The following is a 19841-nucleotide window of genomic DNA, read 5'->3' as shown; positions in this document are numbered from 1 at the left end:
TCCAAATTTAACAAACAATCCGCTCCGCCCGCTCTTTGCTGATGGCAGCACTATTTATCGAATTCCTCTTTCTTAAGATACTTGAAAAATCCCGCCAGCATCAGACAGATAATAATCAAGAACGGAAAACTGAAAGCAAAGGACAGTGACTGTACCGCAGAAAGCCCTCCAGTCACAATAAACATAATGGCCAGTAAGCCTAAGATCACACCCCAGATGACCTTGATAAGCTTCTGAGAATTTTCCTTACCCCTGGAGCTCATAGTGCTTACCACCTGCACGCCCGCATCTGCCGAGGTCAGGAAAAAGACCAGCAGTGACAGCATGACAAGGACAGAAATAACACCGGACAACGGCAGGTTACTGAGCATCTGGAATACTGAACTGTTGGTATCCACAGCGCCGTTCTGAATCACGCTGCCAGGATTTGTAAGCTCCATATTAAGGCCGGTTCCGCCCATAATCCCAAACCAGATACAGCTCATGATGGTCGGAACGCCCAAAATAGCGAGGACAAATTCCCGGATCGTGCGCCCTTTAGAAATCTTGGCAATAAAGCTGCCCACAAAGGGTGTCCAGGTAATCCACCAGGCCCAGTAAAAGACCGTCCAGTTACCAATCCAGTTTTCACCCGTATGAGCCGCCACGGTGCCGTTGGCATCGGTAAAAAAGCTCATGGGAATAAATTTAAAAATATAATCGCCGATACTTTCCAGCGTAATATTAAAAATATACAGTGTCGGTCCTACTAAAAGTACAAACAGCATAACAGCAAACACGATAACCGTGTTGGTATTGCTGAGAAGCTTCATGCCCCGGTCAATACCTGCTGTCGAGGAAATCACAAACAGAATCGTACAGATAATGACAATCACCACTGCCAGCAGCGTTCCGCCTGAAATATGGAAAACAAATTCCAGACCGCTCTGAATCTGCAGCGCTCCCAGCCCAAAGGATGTGGCTACACCGATCAGAATCAGAATAACTGTAAAGGTGTCAATTCCTTTTGAAAACCCGCCCTTAAGCGCCTTATCACCAAGGAATGGGTAGAAGGAAGAGCTTACCAGCAGCGGTAAACCTTTCCTGAAATGAAAGTAGGCCATGGGCAGCGCCACCGCCGCGTACAATGCCCAGGGATGCACTCCCCAGTGCAGAAAAGTATACTGGAGCGATTCTACAGCCGCCTGTGGCGTCTGCGGATCTGCGAAGGGCGGCACCATAAAATGGTTCATGGGTTCTGCCACACTCCAGAATACCAGGCCAATGCCCATGCCCGCCGCAAAAATCATTGAAAACCAGCTGATGTTGCTGTACTCAGGCCTTTCATCATCTCCGCCCAGCCGTATTTTTCCATATTTGCTGAAAGAGACAAACAAGCAGGCGACAATTACAAAGAGCGCAAAGCCAATATAGGCAAACCCCAATGTGTTCGTAAAGAAATTAAAAATACCAGAAAATACGCTTGCGACCTGTTCGGTAAAAACAATGCTGACAATGGCAAGTAACAAAGTGATACTTCCGGCTACAAAAAAAATTGTTTTATCTACAGACTCAAATATCTTTTTCATAATTGCCTCCATTCTGAGATAAACAACGATGACGATCGGAATGCTTTTCTAAAAAGAACACGCCAATTTGTGAAATACATGTCTTTTATAAACGAAGTATAACACGATTTCATTGGAATCGTCAACCTAAAAATAAATATTTTTTGTTTTTTACGACATTTTTAAAGGGCTTCTATAGAAGGAAACCCCTATTTTTTACTAAATAATCGGTTTTTATCCTTAAAATTTATCGTTATTTTTTCATTTTTTGCGTTTTTTAGTATTGACAACCTTTCCATATCGTGATATATTGTGCTTGTGAAATACATGTATTTATTAATTTTGGAGGTGTACCATGTACGTTAACAGAAGATTTTATGACAAATATGTTTCTACCAGAGATGTTGAATTATTACACGAATACTCATTAAGAGTTTTGAAGGAAGTAGGGGTTTCCTTCGATTGTGAAGAAGCGCTGGAAATATTTAAAAAGCACGGCGCTACCGTTGAAGGCAGTATTGTAAAAATTGATGAAGACCTGTTAAATCAGGCGCTGGAAACTGCACCCAAGACATTCACCATAACCACATCTGCCGGTGAAACAAAAATCGGCGAACGCTATAAGCCAAAAACAGTTGGCTGCTACGGACCACCGAAATTCTTATTTGAAGATGACGAATACCGCGTTGCAAAAAAAGACGACATGGTTAAATTCCTGAAATTAATGGATACCAGCGATGTCACTGACTTTGTCAACAACTCCGCTTACGATACACCGGATCTGGATAAGACCAAAGAAGATTTCTATCTGCCTCAGGTCGCCATGTGCCTGAAGTATTCGCAGAAACCGACCTACGGCAATGTTGCCAACAGCATGAACGTCCGGGGCAAAAGCTTAAAACAGGAAGCGAAGGACATCGCAAAGCTTTATAAAGAATTCTATGACATCTGGGACCGCCCGGTGCTCTTAACCAATACCTGCGCACTGTCACCACTCGGCTACTCCTATGAAGTTCTTGACAATATCATGGGTCTTGTTGAAGAGGGACAGCCGGTTACCATCATTACCTGCTCCATGACCAACCTGACCGCTCCTGCGGCTCTGCTTGGTTCTGTCATCCAGAATAACGCCACCATCCTTGCCGGTATCGTTTTAACTCAGCTCATCAACCCTGGCAACCCTGTGATCTACGGAACCGTTTCTACCGCTACCGATATGCGCAACGTGGCCTGCTCCATCGGCGCACCGGAAGCCCAGCTGATCCAGATGGCTTCTCTGGCCCTTGGCCGTTACTACCAGCTGCCAGTAAGAACCGGTATCGCCGGCACAGACTCCTTAAAACCAGACTATCAGGCCGGTGTTGAAAGCTTCATGATCTTAATGACTACCTATCTTGGAAAATCTGACTTTGTCCTGAACCACGCTGGTATTCTCCAGGCCTACGCACTGGGCAGCTATGAAAAATTTGTTCTTGACGAAGAAGTCAACCGTATTTTACTGCGTCTCAACAGAGGCATCGACATCTCCGATGTCAAGGCTGAAAAAGTATTTGACGCCATCAAGAAAGCCGGTCCTCTGGGCAATTACCTGTCCGGAAGAACACCAAAGGAATACCGTCAGGAACATTGGCTGACCAAACTCTTTAACCGCCAGGCCGGCAATCCGCAGCCAATCTTCGATGAAATCGGCGATCTCCGTGAACGTGCCAGCAAAGAAGTTGAAGAACGTGTCGCAGGCTATACATTACCTGACTTAACCAAGACTCAGAAGGATATTTTAAACCGTTATCTGCCTGAAGACGAAAAGTTTTAATTAACCCTCTATATATAGTATTCATTTTTCGGATAAAATCTGGTATCATTAGTGGTATCAGATTTTATTTTTGTTACCCGGTTATACTTAAAAGGAAGGTCACCCATGAAACTACGCTATTCATTTTCTGAAAAAGAAGAGTGCCAGCAAATTCATGAATATTCTTTGGATATTTTGGAAAACACAGGTATTGTTGTTCATTCTGAAAAAGCAAGAAACGTCTTTAAAAAAAATGGCGCAAAGGCAGAAGGCAAAAAGGTCTTTCTCCCGCCCAAAATCGTAGAAGACCGTCTTGTCGACGTGCCCTCCTCCTTTACTTTTAACACTCCCGGACACCGTGTAACCGTGGGCGACGGAACCACCTGTACCATGCCGCCCTACGGCGCCACCTATGCAAAGAAGAACAACGTCAGCCGTCTGGCAGGACGCGAAGACTTTATCAATTTTACAAAACTCAACCAGGAAAGTGGACAGATGAGTATGGCCTGCCCCTATGTCCTTGAACCCATGGATGTTCCCATTGACTTCAGAGAAAAGTATAAAATGGCCATGTGCCTGAAATACTCCGATAAGCCCACCTTTTCCATGACCCAGGATGGCCCGGCGGCACAGGAGAGCATTCGTTTTGCAAGAGAATACTGGGATTCCCATGACAGCAATATCCTCATCGGAAATATCAATATCTCCGCGCCGCTGATCATGGGTGAGGGTACCGCCGACGTCATTCTGGTACACGGGGAGGAAAACCAGCCTCTGATGGTGGCCTGCGGCAGCGGGCTGAGCGGGCTGACCGCACCGCCTCTGCCAACGTCTAACTTTCTCATCAGCAACGCCGCCGTACTGGCGGGCATCGTTCTGGCGCAGATGGTGCGTCCAGGTCTGCCCATCGTCTATGGTTTCCCGCTCTTTGGCGTAAATCCTTTTAATGCAGTCGCCTCACCCGGAGAGCCGACCACTGCGCTCTTTACCATGGCCGCAGCGGAAATGGGCCGCTTTTATAAAATCCCAGTCCGGTCTGGCGGCGTCTTTACAGATTCGAAATATCTGGATTATCAGAGCGGCGCCGAGAGCTTCATGAATCTTTTTTCCTGCCTGTTTTCCGGCGTCGACTGCATGATGCACGCCTTTGGCATTGAAGATTCTCTGAACACCATCAATTACAATAAGTATATTCTGGACGAAGCCCTTCACAGCACAATCAGGCATTACCTGGGCGGCTTTGAGGTGAACGCCGTCACACTGATGCTTGACGCCATTAAAAAAGCCGGCTGTACCGACAATTACATTAACATGAGTAACCTTCGCCTTATCCGAAAACATTACTATCCCTATCCCTTTAAAAATACAGACAGGGAACAGGACATCCTGGAAGAAACAAGCGCCATCATCGACGAGCGGCTTGAAAATTATGTAGCGCCGTCACTGACCCACGCGCAGCAAAAACGCATTGAAGGCTATCTGCCTAAAGCATTCATCGATTAAAAAGGAGGCATTCCCATTGCTAGAATCCATCGTAACCGCTGTTAAGAAACTGGAAGAAAAAAAGGTCATCAAGCTGGTACGCTATGCCGTTAAGGAAGGCGCCTCCCAGATGCAGATCATTGAATCCGTTCAGGCCGGGCTGGATGAGGTGGGTAAGTATTTTGAAACCGGCCGCTACGGCGTCACGGACCTCATGATGGCCGGTATTATTTTTGAGGAAATTTTAAAACTCGACTGCCTGAAGCTCGAGAAGGAAAACCCCGAGGAAGCCATTGGCACCATTCTTTTATGTACCATTGAATGCGATCTCCACGACATTGGAAAATCCATTTTCAAAAGTGCGGCCCTCATGTCCGGCTTTAAGGTCATCGACCTGGGCATTGACATTTCGCCGGAAAAAATTGTGGAGGAAACCCAAAAATCCCATCCCGATGTGATTGCCATCAGCTCGATTATGGCAAACGGCGTGAAATATATGAAAGAAACCAACGAACTTCTGGTAAGGGAAAACCTGAGAGACAAGGTCAAAATCATCCTCGGCGGCCTGTCAACGCACAGGGACGCTGTGGAGTACGTGGGCGCCGACGCTTTTACCAAGGATGTTTACGAGGGTGTAAACCTCTGTAAGGAATGGGTGGAGGGGGGCGTTTCCCATAAGCTATAAATACGATGAAATCTGCGATAAAATAAAAAATAAAATCAAGCAGCGCATTTATCTGCCGGATACACCGCTGCCGCCGGAAAATACTCTGGCCGAGGAATTTAAAGTCAGCCGGATCACCATCCGCAACGCCCTGCGCAACCTGATCGAGGAGGGCTATGTCTATACCATTCCCGGCAAGGGCAACTATGTGCTGGCCAAGACCAACGACAAGTTTGTCCTCTCCCTGAAGCCTGAAAATATTTTAAAGGAACCCTACAACCGCGTAGAACTGCTGGGCTCAGAGATCATCAAGCCCACCATCGAGCTGGTCTATCATCTGCGGGTCGCACCGGACTCCCGCATTGTGCTCATCAACTGGCTTTTATTCAAGGACGACCTGCCTGTTATTTACGACAACCAGTTTATTCCTTATTTCCCCGGCATTTCCCCCTGGAATGACGACTTTGAGTACAACAGCTTCAGCGAAATCGTCAATCAGCGGAACCACCTTTATATCACCCAGGAACGCATCCATATCGAGGCTGTGGGCTGTGACGCCCAGGCCGCGGAAAAACTGAACATCCCCGAGGACACGCCCGTCATGCAGATTACCCAGAACCTCATGGATAACGACGACCCGCTGGGCATGCGCAAGCTTTACATAAGAAAAGAATGCTGCAAGCTGACCGGCATTACCTATCTGCCTTAAAGGCCAAAGCAGGTGACACCAATGAAAGTAAAAATATACGATCAAATCATCAATGATATTATGGATGACATCCACTACGGCAACCTGAAGCCCGGAGAAAAGCTCCCCACCTATGCCGAGCTGGCAAAAAAGTATAATACCAGCATCGTCACAGTCCGCAAGAGCATCTCCTCTTTAATTAACAAAGGGTATCTGAGCGCAGTGGAGCGGGTAGGGACCTTTGTGCGGGAATGCGAAAAGGAGCAGTACCTCATCAGCTTTGCGCCCCAGGCCAATATTAACGAGGAAATCACCGAGATCAGCGTGGAGGACATTAACCTGTCCCTCATTAAAATGCGGGAGATCCGGCAGGAAATGAAGGCCGTGGAAATGCGCCAGATCCTGTACTCCGACACACTTCCCATCTGCTACATCATTACCGCGCTCCTCTTAAATGGCCGCTATAACCCCGAGAGCATGGCAGACATGACCGAAAAGAACCTCCAGACCATCAATAAAATTCTCGACGGCTTTGAGATCAAAAAAGTCCTCGAGATCACCATGGATACGCCCAACCGGTTTATCCAGAATAAGCTGCTGGTGGACAGGGACGACCCGGTCTTCTGTTTTACGACCTATTATTACACCATGAAGGACGAACCCGTTGGAAAAAGCGTGCTCTACGCAGCGGGGGAGAACATTGATTTGTATGGGAAATCTTTTTTGAAATGATGTTTTCTTTTAAAAAAACCACAGCAATACTGCAAGAATTGCTGTGGTTTTTTTAATTTTTCTGGAACACCTTCACCTCAAAGTATTCGCTCACTTCAAATTTCAGCTTCCCGGCCATCTTGCGGGATTTCCGCACATTTTCCTGAACCTGATTTTTATCCGGCACCAGAAAGCGGTAGCACTCCGTCAAAAACATATCGATCGCGTCCTCATAGGGGATAGCGATACTCTTCTGAATAATATCCCGGAAAAACTGGATCTGCATACCTGCAGTCAGGGAGGCGACCGCGTCAAAATAAGTTTTGTCGCAGATCATAGGATTCGTCTCATATTTCAGCCCGTCTTTGTAGCGTTTATGGGTGAAGAAATCCATCCAGCTGATGACCAGCCTTGGAAAGCTGCCGAGCTCCGAAATATTATTATAAAACCGTACAATCTCAGGGCCGGCGTTAATACACTCAAAATACGCCCGGTACTCCACCATGTCGATGAGCAAATCCTCTCCCTTATCTCTTAACGGAGCAAGGATATCCTTAAGCGCAAGGGTAATCGCATCCGCAAATTCACGAAAAATACTGATGGCTACCGATTCTTTTCCCTCAAAGTAATAGACAAACAGGCCGGGGTTTGATTCGGCCTCCACAACGATTTCCTTGATGGTTGTTTCATTGTAACCTTTTGTATAAAAAAATTTTTTCGCGCTGTTGTACAGCGCTGTTTTTGTTTCTGTTCCTTTTTTGTAATTGGCCATAATTCACCTCTGGCTTATTATAGCATGCATTTTTTGTAAAAAAAACAAAAAATAAAAACTACTTGACAAAAATATCAGAAGACTATAAACTTATATGCATATAATATTATATGCATATAATAAAAGGGAGAGATTAAAATGATTTATGAAGAACGCATTCAAAACATTAAGAATACCATGTGCGGGCAGGCCGCCGCGCACGTCCCCATACTGGCAGATTTTGAGACAAGCTACGCCTGTGAATACGCGGGACTGGATTTTATGAGGGCCAGTTGGGATTATAACTTAATTACAGAGGCCTACAAAAAGCTTTTAGACGATTTTGAAATCGACGCCACCTTTGGCCTTGGTTGGATACCGCCGCAGAAAAGCATTCTTCTGGGCAGCCGGACCTGGATACAGAACCGGGAAAACGGCATCATGCAGCACCCCGAGGTCATGGCACTGAGCGATGCAGAATATCCTGAGCTCATCGAGAGTCCAGTGGACTGCATTGTCAAAAAAGTCCTGCCCAGAATGTACAGCGCCCTCGGCAAGGGAAGTGCGGGCGATATACGAACCATTGCTCAGGCCATGCTCTTTGAAAAAAAACAGATGGCGGATTTCTACAACCAGCTTTTTACCGTCACCTATGCCCACGAAGTGCCCATCTATTACGGTTCCATGTTCTACGCGCCCTTTGATTTGATCGGGGATCATCTCAGAGGCCTGACACAGGTTTCGCTGGACATGCGGCGGAAAAAGAAGGAGCTGGAGGCTGCCTGCGAGGCTCTGGCACCCGTCATGATCAATTACATTGAAAATACTCTGCCGGCAGATGAAAACGGCCTGTCCTGCGCCTGTGCCTTTGTCCACCTGCCGCCCATGATCAGTCCGAAAAATTTTGACAAATTCTTCTGGCCGACCTTTAAAAAGGTCTGCAACACTCTAGCGGAAAAAGGACACTGCCTTTACCTCCAGTTTCAGGGAGATTACAGCGACGGCCGGTATTTAGACTATTATGCCGAGCTGCCCAAAAACAAAATTATCATCGCTATTCAAAATCAGAATTTTGCCAAAACACTCAAAGCTTTTAAAGGAAAAAACATGGTCTCCTGCGCCTATCCGCTGGATTATCTGACACATTACCCGCTTCAGAAATGTCTGGATAAGGCCAAAGAGCTCATGGACGCGGGCATGGCTCAGGGGCAGTTCTACTTTGGCTTTGACAAAGCGCCTTTCCACATTAGTGAGGCAGCGCCTGAAAAAATAAAAGCCGTACTGCAATTTGTACGGGAATACGGAAAATATTAAGGGGGAACAAGCATATGTATGAAGAAAATCAAAGCGTCGAGGCGTTAATCGGAGAATATCCTAAGGAATACCAGGCGTTGATCCGGGAGAGCCTGTCGGTCACGGAAAAAGAATTCGAAACATTTATCATCAGCTTAATCATGTAAGGGGGAAATTAAAATGAGTGATACTACTAAGAGCAATCTGACAAAGGGGATACTGTTCGGTGGACTGGCCGGGATAATCTGGGGAACTCTAAGCATTTTTATCTCACTGCTCAAAAATTTCGGCATGAGCGATATTGCCGTTTCATCGCTCGGGCCAATGATTATCATTATTTTTTACGGCATCAAAACGCTGATTAAAAATCCAAAGGCATTTAAAATCAGCTGGAAGCATCTGCTGGTCGTATTGGTGGGCGGCGGTATCGTCAATGCTCTGACCTACTATTCCTACGCCATGTGCTTAAATTATATGGGCGCCGGTGTTTTCTCAGCTTTGGATTTTTCACACGTCTTTATTTTAATGCTGCTGTCCTCATTCATCTTTAAATATAAAATCACCAGAGGAAAGATCATCTCACTTTCACTGGCCGTCGTGGGGATGATCATGGTGTTAAATGTCTTTTCGCCCGAGGCTTTCATCAGCCCCATGGGTCTTCTGTGGATCGCGGTGGACTGGTTCTGCAACTGCGCCATTGCTCTGCTGCTCAAATGGGCACTTAACAATGAAATCGACAACAATGTGCTCATCACCTATTATAACCTGGGCGCTGCCCTGATCTACTGGACCATGTGCCCGCCCTGGGCTGTAGTCGGTGAGATTGCCGCCGCCCAAAATATCGCGCTGCTGGTGTCGACCATTGCCGCTTACGGCATTTTTACTCAGATTTTAACCCAGTATGTCTGGGTCAAGTCTTTCTCTCTGGTAGATCCGGCCATCACCAATATGATGGCGGCCTTTTCACCTATTACCGCTGCCATTTTAGGCTACTTTATGTTTGGCCAGGTCATCTCCTGGATTCAGATTCTCGGGATCGCTGTGGTCATCGCCGCGGTCGTTGTCCTGAATAAAACCGGCGGGGCTGAGGAGATGTAGCCAGTTGTTAAACACGGGCATTGGAAACTTTCCAATGCCCGTGTTTTTATTTGTCTGTTTTTTTAGAAAAGCTTTAACTGTTTCCTTTGAAAGGGATCATCGTTCTTATATCAAAATAAAACTCAAAAATATAAAAAGCTCGTGGAATAATGTCATTCCACGAGCAAAAATATTCTGCTATTTAGAGAAAATGTTAAATATTGTTTTTATTATATCACTTTTCTCATTGAATATGTATATTAATTTTTAAAAAAATTACAATAAAAATCTTTTTTTGCAAAAATCAGATTGCTTAAGTAGCACTTTTAGAGCTATTGAAGTTTTATAATTATTATATATCTGGTCAAAAAAATGGTATAAGGAGGTAAGGCAATGAAGAAGCATCGCAAAAATATATATCAACGCTCTGATAACCGCTACGAAGGGCGTTATATTACTGGCTATAAGGAAATTCATGGAAAAGCAATTTATCGGTCAATCTATGCCGACACTTATCGGGAAATTGTAGCGCTTTTGGAAGAAGCTGAAAAAAGTGTCTCTGAAAAAGTAGCGTTTGAACGTCTGATTCGCAAACAGAAGAGAAACAATCTACCCGTGACAAGTTTAGAGCTTATGGCCGAAAATTATTCTTTGAGAAACTCTGTCCAGGGAGGCGCAACGCTGAGACAATGCCTTGTCCAATGGCTGGAAGAACATAAAAAATTCTCAGTAAAAGCCTCCTCATACACGCGCTATTGCAGCATCGTTTATAAACATATTGTGCCGCAGCTTGGTGATTTTCCGGTCACTGAAGTCACAGCGGCGGTAGTCCAGGACTATATTCATTATCTTCGTACAGACGCAAATAAGCATAAGGGACTGGCGCCATCAACGATAAAAATTCACCTTGTTTTGCTGTCATCCTTTTTTGAAAAAATGATCGAATTAAAAATGGTTCAGAACAATCCCTGTGAAACGATCCGGATTCCACCCAGTCAGAAGAAAAAGCCCACTTATTTATCATTAAATGAGTATCAAAAATTAGAAAAAGCACTCAGGGATAAAATTTGTGACAAAAAGGCCCGGGCTATCTTACTCGCACTAAAAACAGGTATCCGTCTGGGCGAGTTGGCTGCCCTGCGGTGGACAGACATTGATCTGCAGTCAAAAACCATTCATATCCGCCATTCAATCCAGCGAGTCAAGGCCAAATCCCCTGGAAAAAATAAAACCGAAATTGTATTTGGCCAAACAAAGTCTGTCTGTTCCCAAAGAGACATCCCTATGAACGACGGTATCTACACACTGTTATACTCATACCAGAAGAGCTTGAAAAAAAGCGGCATCTTCACTGAAGAAAGCTTTGTGTTCAGTAACCGGCATGGCTCCTATCTTGATCCGAGAGCTTATCAAAATTTTTTTTCAGAGCTTTTGAAGAAAGCAGGCATCCGCTGTGTGAATTTTCATGCTTTACGGCATACCTTTGCCACCATCGCAGCCAGCAAAAATATGCAGATCGCAACGCTGAGCAGAATTCTTGGGCATTCAACTCCCACCATAACCTTACAAATTTATGTGCACACCATTGATGAACAGGACCGTATCGAGATGTCTAAAATCGAAAGCATTTAAAATCTGGTCAAAATCTGGTCACAGAATCGAAAAAGCCCTGCACTTATGGGACGAATGCAGATAAGTTCGTGGAATGACATTATTCCACGAATGAAAAACGAGCTGTGCCTGTATCTTCTAAACAGGCAGCTAATATTATAAACAAATAAGGTTAAAGAAATATTTAATCGCTTTTGGGCTTAAGGAGATAGTATGAAAGAAAATACGGTTGAAATGCAATATCTGTATGAACTGGCAGCTTCGGTGCTTGAAGTGCGCCCGCCGGCCCGTCCTCCTTCAAAATTAAATTGGGAACTTGTCTGCCGGGAGGCAGATCGTTTATACATGCTTTCATTTATCTGCTATGGTTTGGAAGGCCTGTATGAAAACGATCAACCCAGTAATTCTGTCATGTCAGAATTAAAAAAATGGAAAATTAAGGGTATATTAAAAGAAGCAGAACAGCAACGGCTGCTGACAAAGGTATTCTGCGGTTTTGATGCGCAAAATCTAAAATGCCTTTTGTGCAGCGACCTGCCTTTAAAGCACCTGTACCCCTATCCAGACCTGCGCTACCGTCAAAAAGTTGAGGTCTTTATGCCCGCTGAAGCGATTCCCTGTGCTGGCCGTATCCTGCGGGATTTGGGCGGTTCTCCCTTAGCAGCGGAGAGCCCGGATTTTGGCTGCTGCCGTTTTGGCCAAACCATCCTCACTGTGAAAAAATACTCTGATGAATCTTCCTTTCCATCCCCTGACAAAAAAATTCAAAAATACAAGCATTATTCAAACATATATGAGCCACCACCGGAAGCTCTGTACAGACAGCTGGCCGGCAGTGCCGCCCAAGCCGCCCGCGGCCAAAAAGAGTTTATCTGGCCATACTTTGATTTAAGCATGCTCCAGCGCTTTTATCATTTTAGTTTACCCGCGAAATACAACGCTTTTCAGGTAAACCTGAAATCCCTATTTTCCCATCAAGGGCAACGTCCCTTAAATATAGATAAAACAATTATACACGAGAGGTAAAAAGATGAAAAAGAAAAACATCGCGATCGTCCTTCTGGCAGTGTTCACCGTTCTTTTGCTGGTCTTTGGCTGCGGAAAGAAAAACAGCACGCAGGCAGAGGCAAAGGTCTTTGACACAGCAGGAACCTACAGCGATCAGGCCACCTATGGTGACGTGCGGATTAAATCGGACGGCGTCACTTTAGAGAACGCCACAATCACCGGCACCCTGACCGTAGACAAGGCCGTCGGAGAAGGGACTGTCATGATCCGGGACAGCCGTATATCAAAGGATACAGACATCAATGGCGGCGGTGCGAACTCCGTCCATTTTGAAAAAACTGCGCTGCATAAGGTCAGCCTCAACAAGAAAGACGTCCGCCTTACACTGGACAAAGAATCTGAGGCGGCAGAGCTGAACGTTATCCAGCCCGCAAAGCTGGAGCTCAGCGGGAAAGTCACCACCCTGTCAATCGCTAAAAACGGTGAGGGGAGTACGGTTGCCATCGCCAAAGACGCAAAGGTCGAAACCGTCAAGCTGGACGGCAAGGCTGAAATGACCGTCGACAGCCCGCTCAAGACACTGGTCATCGGGGAAAACGCTCAGGAATCCAGACTCGTCATCAATGGCAGGGTTGACAAGCTTGACGTGAACGCCAAAGCAGAGATCAACCTCAATGCCGGCGCCGAAGTCGGAAAGCTCATCGTGACAGACAAAGCCAAAGACAGCACTGTGAACATCGCAAAGGACGCCAAGGTGAGCACACTGGCCACAGAAACCCCACTGAGCCTTAACGGCGAAGGCAGCGTCGAGAATGTTATTACCAACAAAGAAGAAAATATTCAGGGCAGCCTTGAACCTGCCAACATCAAGGTTTCCGCCAACCCGATCGCAAAAAGCGCCAGCGGAAATGACGTAAACAGCAAAGCCGATTCGGCCAAAAATACCGATTCCTCTGCCAGCACCGCAGTGAATAACAACGCCAGCAACGGCGATAACAACAGTGACCGGCGTGAAAACAATAATACCAGCGGCAATGCTGATCATACCAGCAGCGGAGGCGGACAGACGAATCCACCGGCGCCGCAGCCATCAACACCGCAGCCGGAGCCTGTTCCAACTCCCACACCTGAACCAATACCAACGCCGACTCCCGAACCAACTCCAATACCTACGCCTGCGGTGGTTCACGTTACCGGTGTAACCCTGGATCAAAGCCAGCTCACCATGACCGTTGGTGACAATGCTGTATTGACCGCTAAAATCGCTCCAAATAACGCCACTGACAAGACCATTGCCTGGTATGCCGAGGACAATAAAATTGCAGCAGTCGACGGAAACGGCAAGGTCACAGCCCTGGCAGAAGGCCAGACCAAGATCACCGTGGTCACAAAGGATGGCGACTACAAAGCTACCTGCATGGTCACCGTGAACAAAAAAGCGCCAACGGATATTCCCGTTGAGAACATCACCATTCAGAAAGCAGCGGACAGCATCGAGGTTGGCAATACTTTAAGCCTGACCGTTTCCGTTAAACCCGATAACGCCACGAACAAAAACATCAAGTGGAGCAGCGCGACAGAGAGCATCGCCACCGTTGATGAAGCCGGCGTGGTAACCGCAAAAGCGGCTGGCGACGCTGTTATCATAGCGATTCCGGAAAATCCAGCCTCGTCCTCCGTCGCAGCAACCATAAGCCTCCCGGTGACATCCCCGTTCAAGGCTGTTGTCATGAGCGGTGGTGGAAAAGCCGTCACCGTTGGAGAAATCCTTACCTGCACCTCGATTGACCCGGAAAATGGGGTATCCGATGCCCTGTTCTTCTGGAAAGCAGACGGTCAGGAAGTGGGCGGCGGCAGCACGTACACAGTTCGTGAAGGCGATATTGGCAAAAACCTCACCCTGACTGTCACTGGAAAAGAAAATGGACATTATACTGGCAGTGTTACAAGCGAGGCTACCAAAGTCATTACAGCCAACAAAACCGTTTTAACCGCCGCCATCAGCGCAGAAATTGGGGAAGATCGCCAGAATCCGGCCTACTCCCTGAAAGAAAGCTACTATAAAGAAAATACCTGGAGCAGCTACACCGCCGCTGTCAACACCGCCATTCGTGTAGAAACGGACGCCCTGGCCACAACCGATCAGGTGAACTCTGCCCTTAAGGGAATTGATACCGCAAAAACGCAATTGATATTTGCCGGTACCGATAAGCTGGATGAAATGAAAAGGACAGCCGACGCCAAGCTGGAAACTGCTTACACCGCTGCCAGCTGGCAGGCCTTCCAAAGCGCCTATGAAACAGCAAAAACGCTCCCCGAAACCACGCAGGAAGAAGTTGTGGCAAAAACAGAGGCCATCAGCAGCGCCATGGGCAAGCTGGCTTCAAAAACCTCTGTCACCGCCGTTAACCTGACCATTGAAAAGGATCAGCCCGTTGTCGGACATAAGGTCACTGCCGCCACGATCCCCAAAAATGCCACGGTCACCTATTTATGGCAAAGAGGCGACGGCACCGCCTTTGAACCGATCCCTGGTGAAACCAGCGCGGTTTACACTTTAAGCAGGGAAGATGTCGGTAAGGTACTTCGGCTGACCGTTACAGGAACCGGCGATTATAAAGACAGCTCAAGTGCGAAAATCAGCGGTATTCTTGATAATAAGGTCACTGGCGTAACTTTGGATCAGCATACGCTGGACATGAAAGCCGGCGATTCCAAAGTGCTGGCCGCAACCGTCACGCCGGATTACGCTGCGGACAAAACCATTATCTGGAGCAGCAGTGACGAAGCCGTGGCAAAAGCAGACAAAGACGGTACAGTTAACGCTATAGCAAAAGGCATGACCACCATCACGGTTACCACGGCAGACGGCAGCAAAACCGATACCTGTGTTGTCACCGTCAGGGAAGACATTCCGCAGATTAAATTGGATAATGAAACGCCCAAGGTTTACGACAAAATCAGCATCCTAGACATCATCGGCGGAAATTTCCAGTATCAGTGGTTTTCAGGCGATACACCAGACGGTCCTTTTACCAAAATTGAGGGCGCCGTCAATATGAGCTATGAGGTAACCGCCAATGATATCGGCAAATTCATTCAGGTAGAGGTAAGTAGCAGCGATCCAAACATTGTAGGGACTTCAAAAGCAATTACCACCGCAGCCGCAGCTGTCGGCGCCTGGGATGGCAGCAGAGTGGATACCACCTGGTTTAATAATACAGAAACAGACTTTAAAATCAAGACACCAGCCCAGCTGGCAGGCCTGGCAGCGCTGGTTAACGGTGATGCAAAAGACCAGAGCAACAATACTCTGTCCGCCAACAATATGGATGGTAAGACCTTTACACTGATGAACGACATTGATTTATCAGGCAAAGCCTGGACCGCTATTGGCAAAACATCTATGAGCGAGGATATTACAAAAGCTGATTATTACGGCAAAACCGATGGCAAGGTAACCATCTGTTACTTCAACGGAACTTTTGATGGCGGGGAACATATGATATCAAATTTATCCCAGCCTGTTCAGAAAATGTGTTCTGTGGGTCTCTTTGGCAATGCGAGCAGCGCCGCCTTTAAAAATATTCAGCTTAAAGACATTGATATCAAAGGATATTATGGTGTCGGTGGAATTGTCGGCTATGGTTATGACGCGATAACAATCGAAAACTGTCATGTCCTCTCTGGCCAGATCAACGCTATGGACACAGGCGCCGCGGGCATAATCGGCGCTTTAGAACAAAAAGATCTTCAAAGCGGTGCGGTCAGGGTAAGCGGCTGCAGTAACGCCGCCGATATTCTTTGGCCGGCTGACCAATTCAACAATCTCTCAGATAATACACAGCCTTATTTTAATCAAACAAGAGGCTGGCACTTTGGGGGGATTTTTGGAACCATTGATACTTCTGAAAAATTAACAATAGAAATTTCAAACTGCACAAATACCGGCGAGGTCAGCGGGACTGAGCTTGCGGGAATTGGTTCTTGGATTAAAGGAACTGATGGGTCAAAAGTCGAAAACTGCCAGACAACAGGAATCCTTACTCAAAAGTCCCCTGATTCAATAAAATCCGGCAGTACAGGCGCGGCAGGGATTGTCCATATCGACAATAGCCCAGGAAAAATTCAGTATTCAAATAATACAGTCGATGGAACCCTCGTTAAAACAGCGGGCTACCTGTCATCTGTTCTTTCAAGCGCCAAACTTGGCGAATTTGTACAAACACCGGCTGTGGAACTGGTAGGAGCCGTGGATTTAACTGGTAATGCGACAATATCAAAAGGCGTTATACTGACTATTTCCAAAGGACAGACACTCACTATTCCCGAAGATAAAGAACTCATCAATGATGGCGCTATTATCAATAACGGGAGAATTATCTGCAATGGTATTATCTCAGGAAGCGGTACTTTTAAAGGGAATGATCCTGAAATAAAACAGATTACCTTGACGCCAACAAGTCTTGATCTCACAGGAACCGTGGGTATCGCCATTGAAGCCTACAACTTGACCTCGGCGGTCAGCATCCAAAATGATGCCACCATCGGCAATGCCACTTACGCGGTTAAAGCAGAAGCGGCCTTACCAGATGGCTTGAGCCTGGAAAATGGTAAAATCACAGGAACACCAACGACCAAAGGAAATACAACCTCGGTCATTGAAGTTACTGGAAAAAATAAGACGAAAGCCGAGCTGACACTGACCTTTGAGATTGCCGCCAGCGATAAGCTCTATGTTGATTCTAAAAACGGAAATGACAGCTACTCCGGTTTTGAAGAAAATAAACCGCTGAAAACAATGGAAGCGGCGCTTGAAAAGGCCTCCGATGATAAACAAACAACGATCTATGTAAGCGGAGACGTGTATTTTGGCGAAGAGACTTTATACACCATTACAAAGCCCGTACACTTTACAGGCAGGGATAACGGAAGACTGGTGATGCAGTCAGATTTGAGCTTTGACGCTGACACCCTTTTCGACCATATCAAAATAGACGTTAACGGCGTCCGGTATATGTATGCCAACGGCCATCATTTTGAATTTGGCGATGGCATGGAGATTATTCCTCTGGAGGAAAAGTATAATAACAATTTATCCTTATACTTTGTTGCCGGCGGTCTTAACAAAACCGTTGCCTCAACCAACTTTACCATGAAGAGCGGCCGCATCAGCTACCTCTTTGGCGGCGGTAAGACCACCGAAGCCAACGCGGACGCCAGCGTAACCGGTGATACTAACATCACCATCACCGACGGATATATAGATGATGAAATTGTGGGCGGCGGCTACGCAGACGGCGAAAATTCCAAAGCCAATGTGAATAACACCCATATCTCAATCGACAGCAGCACCTTCAATATGGGCTATTTTAACAGTGACAACAGCATAGACGAAGGAAATATTTACGCGGGAGGATGGGCCTTAAGCAAAAATGCCAGCGCAACAGCAAAAACGACAAACCTTACGCTTAAAAATCTTGTGAACTTTAATGCGTCTGTTTTGGGCGGCGGCCATTCGGACAGCGCCAATAGCGACGCATCAACTGAAAATACAAATATTACAATTGATAAGCTCACAACAACAGGCTCTATCATTGGTGGTGGAATGGTTTTTAATGCCGGTACGAATGTCAATGTAACGGATACTGCGACAATAGACATTAAAGACAGCACCATTCCAGAAGTATTTGGCGGCGGGTTTGCGCTCAGCAGTAAGACTGCAAATGTTGAAAATGTAGTAATAAACGCTCAGAATATCCGATTACAAGACAGTAACAGTGACGATAAAATTGGACGATTTTACGCAGGCGGCTGTAGCTACGATGGTACAGCTGCCGCGGAGGTCGGAAACGCTACTGTTCACATTGATGGAAGCTTCTACGTCGGTGATGCCCAAAGTCCAGCCACAGACGCCGAGATCATTGACCATATCAAAATGACAGGCTATGTCGACGCAAGCGGACGGGCTCCGATCACAGGAAAAACAGAATTATACATCAACAATATTTTACAGAAATCCAAATGGGCTAAGACAGCGGACACCAGCTGGTATAACGACAACGACACAAGCTTTACGCTTTCCTCCGGCGAGCAGCTGGCAGGACTGGCATCTCTGGTAAATGACGGAAATGATTTTTCCCAAAAAACCATTCAGTTGGGTCAGGACATTGATCTGGACAATCGAGAGTGGACACCCATCGGAAAATCCGACAAAGTTTTCAAGGGAAACTTTGTCGGGGATGGGCACACCATTTTAAATCTGAAAATAACCTCAGCATCCGATAACACTGGGCTGTTTGGCTCTGTCAGCGCAGGCGAAATAAAAAATCTGAACATTAAAAAAACAGACATAAAAGCCTGTGAAAACGTGGGCGCTTTTGCCGGTTCGGTTGCCGGCAATACGACGATCAAAAAATGCAATGTGACAGAGGGCAGTATCCAGGGCAACGCCGATGTCGGCGGGCTGGTGGGCAGCGCAGGCGCAGGCACAATCCTTATAAAATGCAGCGCAACAGGCAACACTATCTCGGCAGTCGAAAGCGATGCTTCTCAGAGTACACCGTATGCGGGAGGTATTGTCGGTAACGCCACAGTTCCCAAAGCAACCCTGACCCACTGCACAGTTTCTAGCAATACGGTTGCGTCTTACAATGATAGCTGCAAGGGCGATCTCGTCGGTAGCCCGGCGGAGAATTGGCTTGATGGATACGATTTGGCGGATGTTTTTAAGGACAACACAGACGTAACTCTATCAAGCGATATTGCTGACCTGCAAGCTGCCACAGGCACTTTAGAGGAAAACCTTGAAGATATGTTTGGAAGTAAAATTACCAGCTGTGTCCTTGTAGGTGAAACTGTCCCCATTGCTTTACAATTTGATACAAATGATCAAGCCATTTTAGAAAAAGCAAAAAACAAAATTGTTGCAAACATAAATCAAACACTGGACAATTTCATAAAGGAGCACTCAACTACTCCAGAGGAAGCAGAAAAGTTTAAAGAACTCTTCGCTACATCCTATAAGAAAGAAGAAAGTTATTCTATTGACGAAAATATCATTTATGTTAACTATTGTGGACACGCTTTAGGCTTCTCCAATTATAAAGAGGATGCAAGTAAAGATTGCTATATAGATAACTTACCAAATTGCCCATCCGACCACATCCCATACATCAAAGAAATGCTTGAAAACTATGTAAATTGAGGAGGTAAAA

Annotated in this window: 13 protein-coding genes and 1 pseudogene; 12 read left to right on the top strand and 2 right to left on the bottom strand. The window is 46.3% G+C overall.

Annotation, left to right across the window (positions count from 1 at the left end; translation table 11 throughout):
• Nucleotides 1–50: 50 nt before the first annotated feature.
• Nucleotides 51–1568, bottom strand: a complete 1518-nt coding sequence (locus B2M23_RS03725; protein ID WP_038353401.1) for a BCCT family transporter — start codon at nucleotides 1566–1568, stop codon at nucleotides 51–53.
• A 334-nt stretch (nucleotides 1569–1902) separates the two neighbouring features.
• Here B2M23_RS03725 and mtpB point away from each other — a divergent pair, with 334 nt between their 5' ends.
• The 6 genes and pseudogenes from mtpB to B2M23_RS03700 all read left to right on the top strand — a co-directional run bounded on the left by mtpB (nucleotide 1903) and on the right by B2M23_RS03700 (nucleotide 6905).
• Nucleotides 1903–3360: a proline betaine:corrinoid methyltransferase gene (gene mtpB / locus B2M23_RS03720; protein ID WP_038353400.1), complete on the top strand. Its 1458-nt coding sequence runs from the start codon at nucleotides 1903–1905 to the stop codon at nucleotides 3358–3360.
• 105 nt (nucleotides 3361–3465) lie between these two features.
• A complete protein-coding gene (locus tag B2M23_RS03715) occupies nucleotides 3466–4842 on the top strand; it encodes a trimethylamine methyltransferase family protein (RefSeq protein WP_038353399.1) in 1377 nt (458 codons plus the stop codon).
• A 16-nt stretch (nucleotides 4843–4858) separates the two neighbouring features.
• On the top strand, nucleotides 4859–5506 hold the full coding sequence (locus B2M23_RS03710) for a cobalamin B12-binding domain-containing protein (RefSeq protein WP_038353398.1): 648 nt from the start codon (nucleotides 4859–4861) through the stop codon (nucleotides 5504–5506).
• Nucleotides 5496–5684, top strand: a pseudogene (locus B2M23_RS21775) (winged helix-turn-helix domain-containing protein); the annotation flags it as partial. The gene B2M23_RS03710 and the pseudogene B2M23_RS21775, both read left to right, overlap by 11 nt.
• 9 nt (nucleotides 5685–5693) lie before the next feature.
• Nucleotides 5694–6194, top strand: a complete 501-nt coding sequence (locus tag B2M23_RS03705) for a UTRA domain-containing protein (protein WP_038353397.1) — start codon at nucleotides 5694–5696, stop codon at nucleotides 6192–6194.
• Nucleotides 6195–6215: 21 nt separating this feature from the next.
• Nucleotides 6216–6905, top strand: coding sequence for a GntR family transcriptional regulator (locus B2M23_RS03700; protein WP_038353396.1), 690 nt, complete (start codon nucleotides 6216–6218; stop codon nucleotides 6903–6905).
• A gap of 52 nt (nucleotides 6906–6957) precedes the next feature.
• On the opposite strand, the gene B2M23_RS03695 is transcribed toward B2M23_RS03700, so the two are convergent.
• Entirely contained in the window at nucleotides 6958–7656 is a 699-nt protein-coding gene (locus B2M23_RS03695; RefSeq protein WP_052237389.1) for a TetR/AcrR family transcriptional regulator, read from the bottom strand.
• Nucleotides 7657–7794: 138 nt separating this feature from the next.
• On the opposite strand from B2M23_RS03695, the gene B2M23_RS03690 reads away from it, so the two are divergent.
• From B2M23_RS03690 to B2M23_RS03665, 6 genes are all read left to right on the top strand, one after another.
• Nucleotides 7795–8949, top strand: coding sequence for a uroporphyrinogen decarboxylase family protein (locus tag B2M23_RS03690; protein WP_038353395.1), 1155 nt, complete (start codon nucleotides 7795–7797; stop codon nucleotides 8947–8949).
• Between the two features lie 14 nt (nucleotides 8950–8963).
• Entirely contained in the window at nucleotides 8964–9095 is a 132-nt protein-coding gene (locus B2M23_RS21660) for a hypothetical protein (protein ID WP_278286446.1), read from the top strand.
• Nucleotides 9096–9108: 13 nt separating this feature from the next.
• The gene (locus tag B2M23_RS03685) at nucleotides 9109–10026 is read left to right on the top strand and encodes a DMT family transporter (RefSeq protein ID WP_038353394.1); all 918 of its coding nucleotides are present in this window, start codon (nucleotides 9109–9111) and stop codon (nucleotides 10024–10026) included.
• A gap of 372 nt (nucleotides 10027–10398) precedes the next feature.
• Nucleotides 10399–11637 (top strand): tyrosine-type recombinase/integrase, encoded by a 1239-nt coding sequence (locus tag B2M23_RS03675; RefSeq protein WP_038353392.1) that lies wholly within the window; start codon nucleotides 10399–10401, stop codon nucleotides 11635–11637.
• Nucleotides 11638–11829: 192 nt separating this feature from the next.
• Nucleotides 11830–12642, top strand: a complete 813-nt coding sequence (locus B2M23_RS03670; RefSeq protein ID WP_038353391.1) for a nucleotidyltransferase family protein — start codon at nucleotides 11830–11832, stop codon at nucleotides 12640–12642.
• A 4-nt stretch (nucleotides 12643–12646) separates the two neighbouring features.
• Entirely contained in the window at nucleotides 12647–19831 is a 7185-nt protein-coding gene (locus B2M23_RS03665) for an Ig-like domain-containing protein (protein ID WP_052237388.1), read from the top strand.
• Nucleotides 19832–19841 lie beyond the last annotated feature (10 nt).

Source organism: Eubacterium limosum (assembly GCF_000807675.2).
GTDB classification, from domain to species: Bacteria; Bacillota; Clostridia; order Eubacteriales; family Eubacteriaceae; genus Eubacterium; species Eubacterium limosum.
Note: the sequence above shows the minus strand (reverse complement) of the source record. Positions and strands in the feature narration are given on the sequence as shown.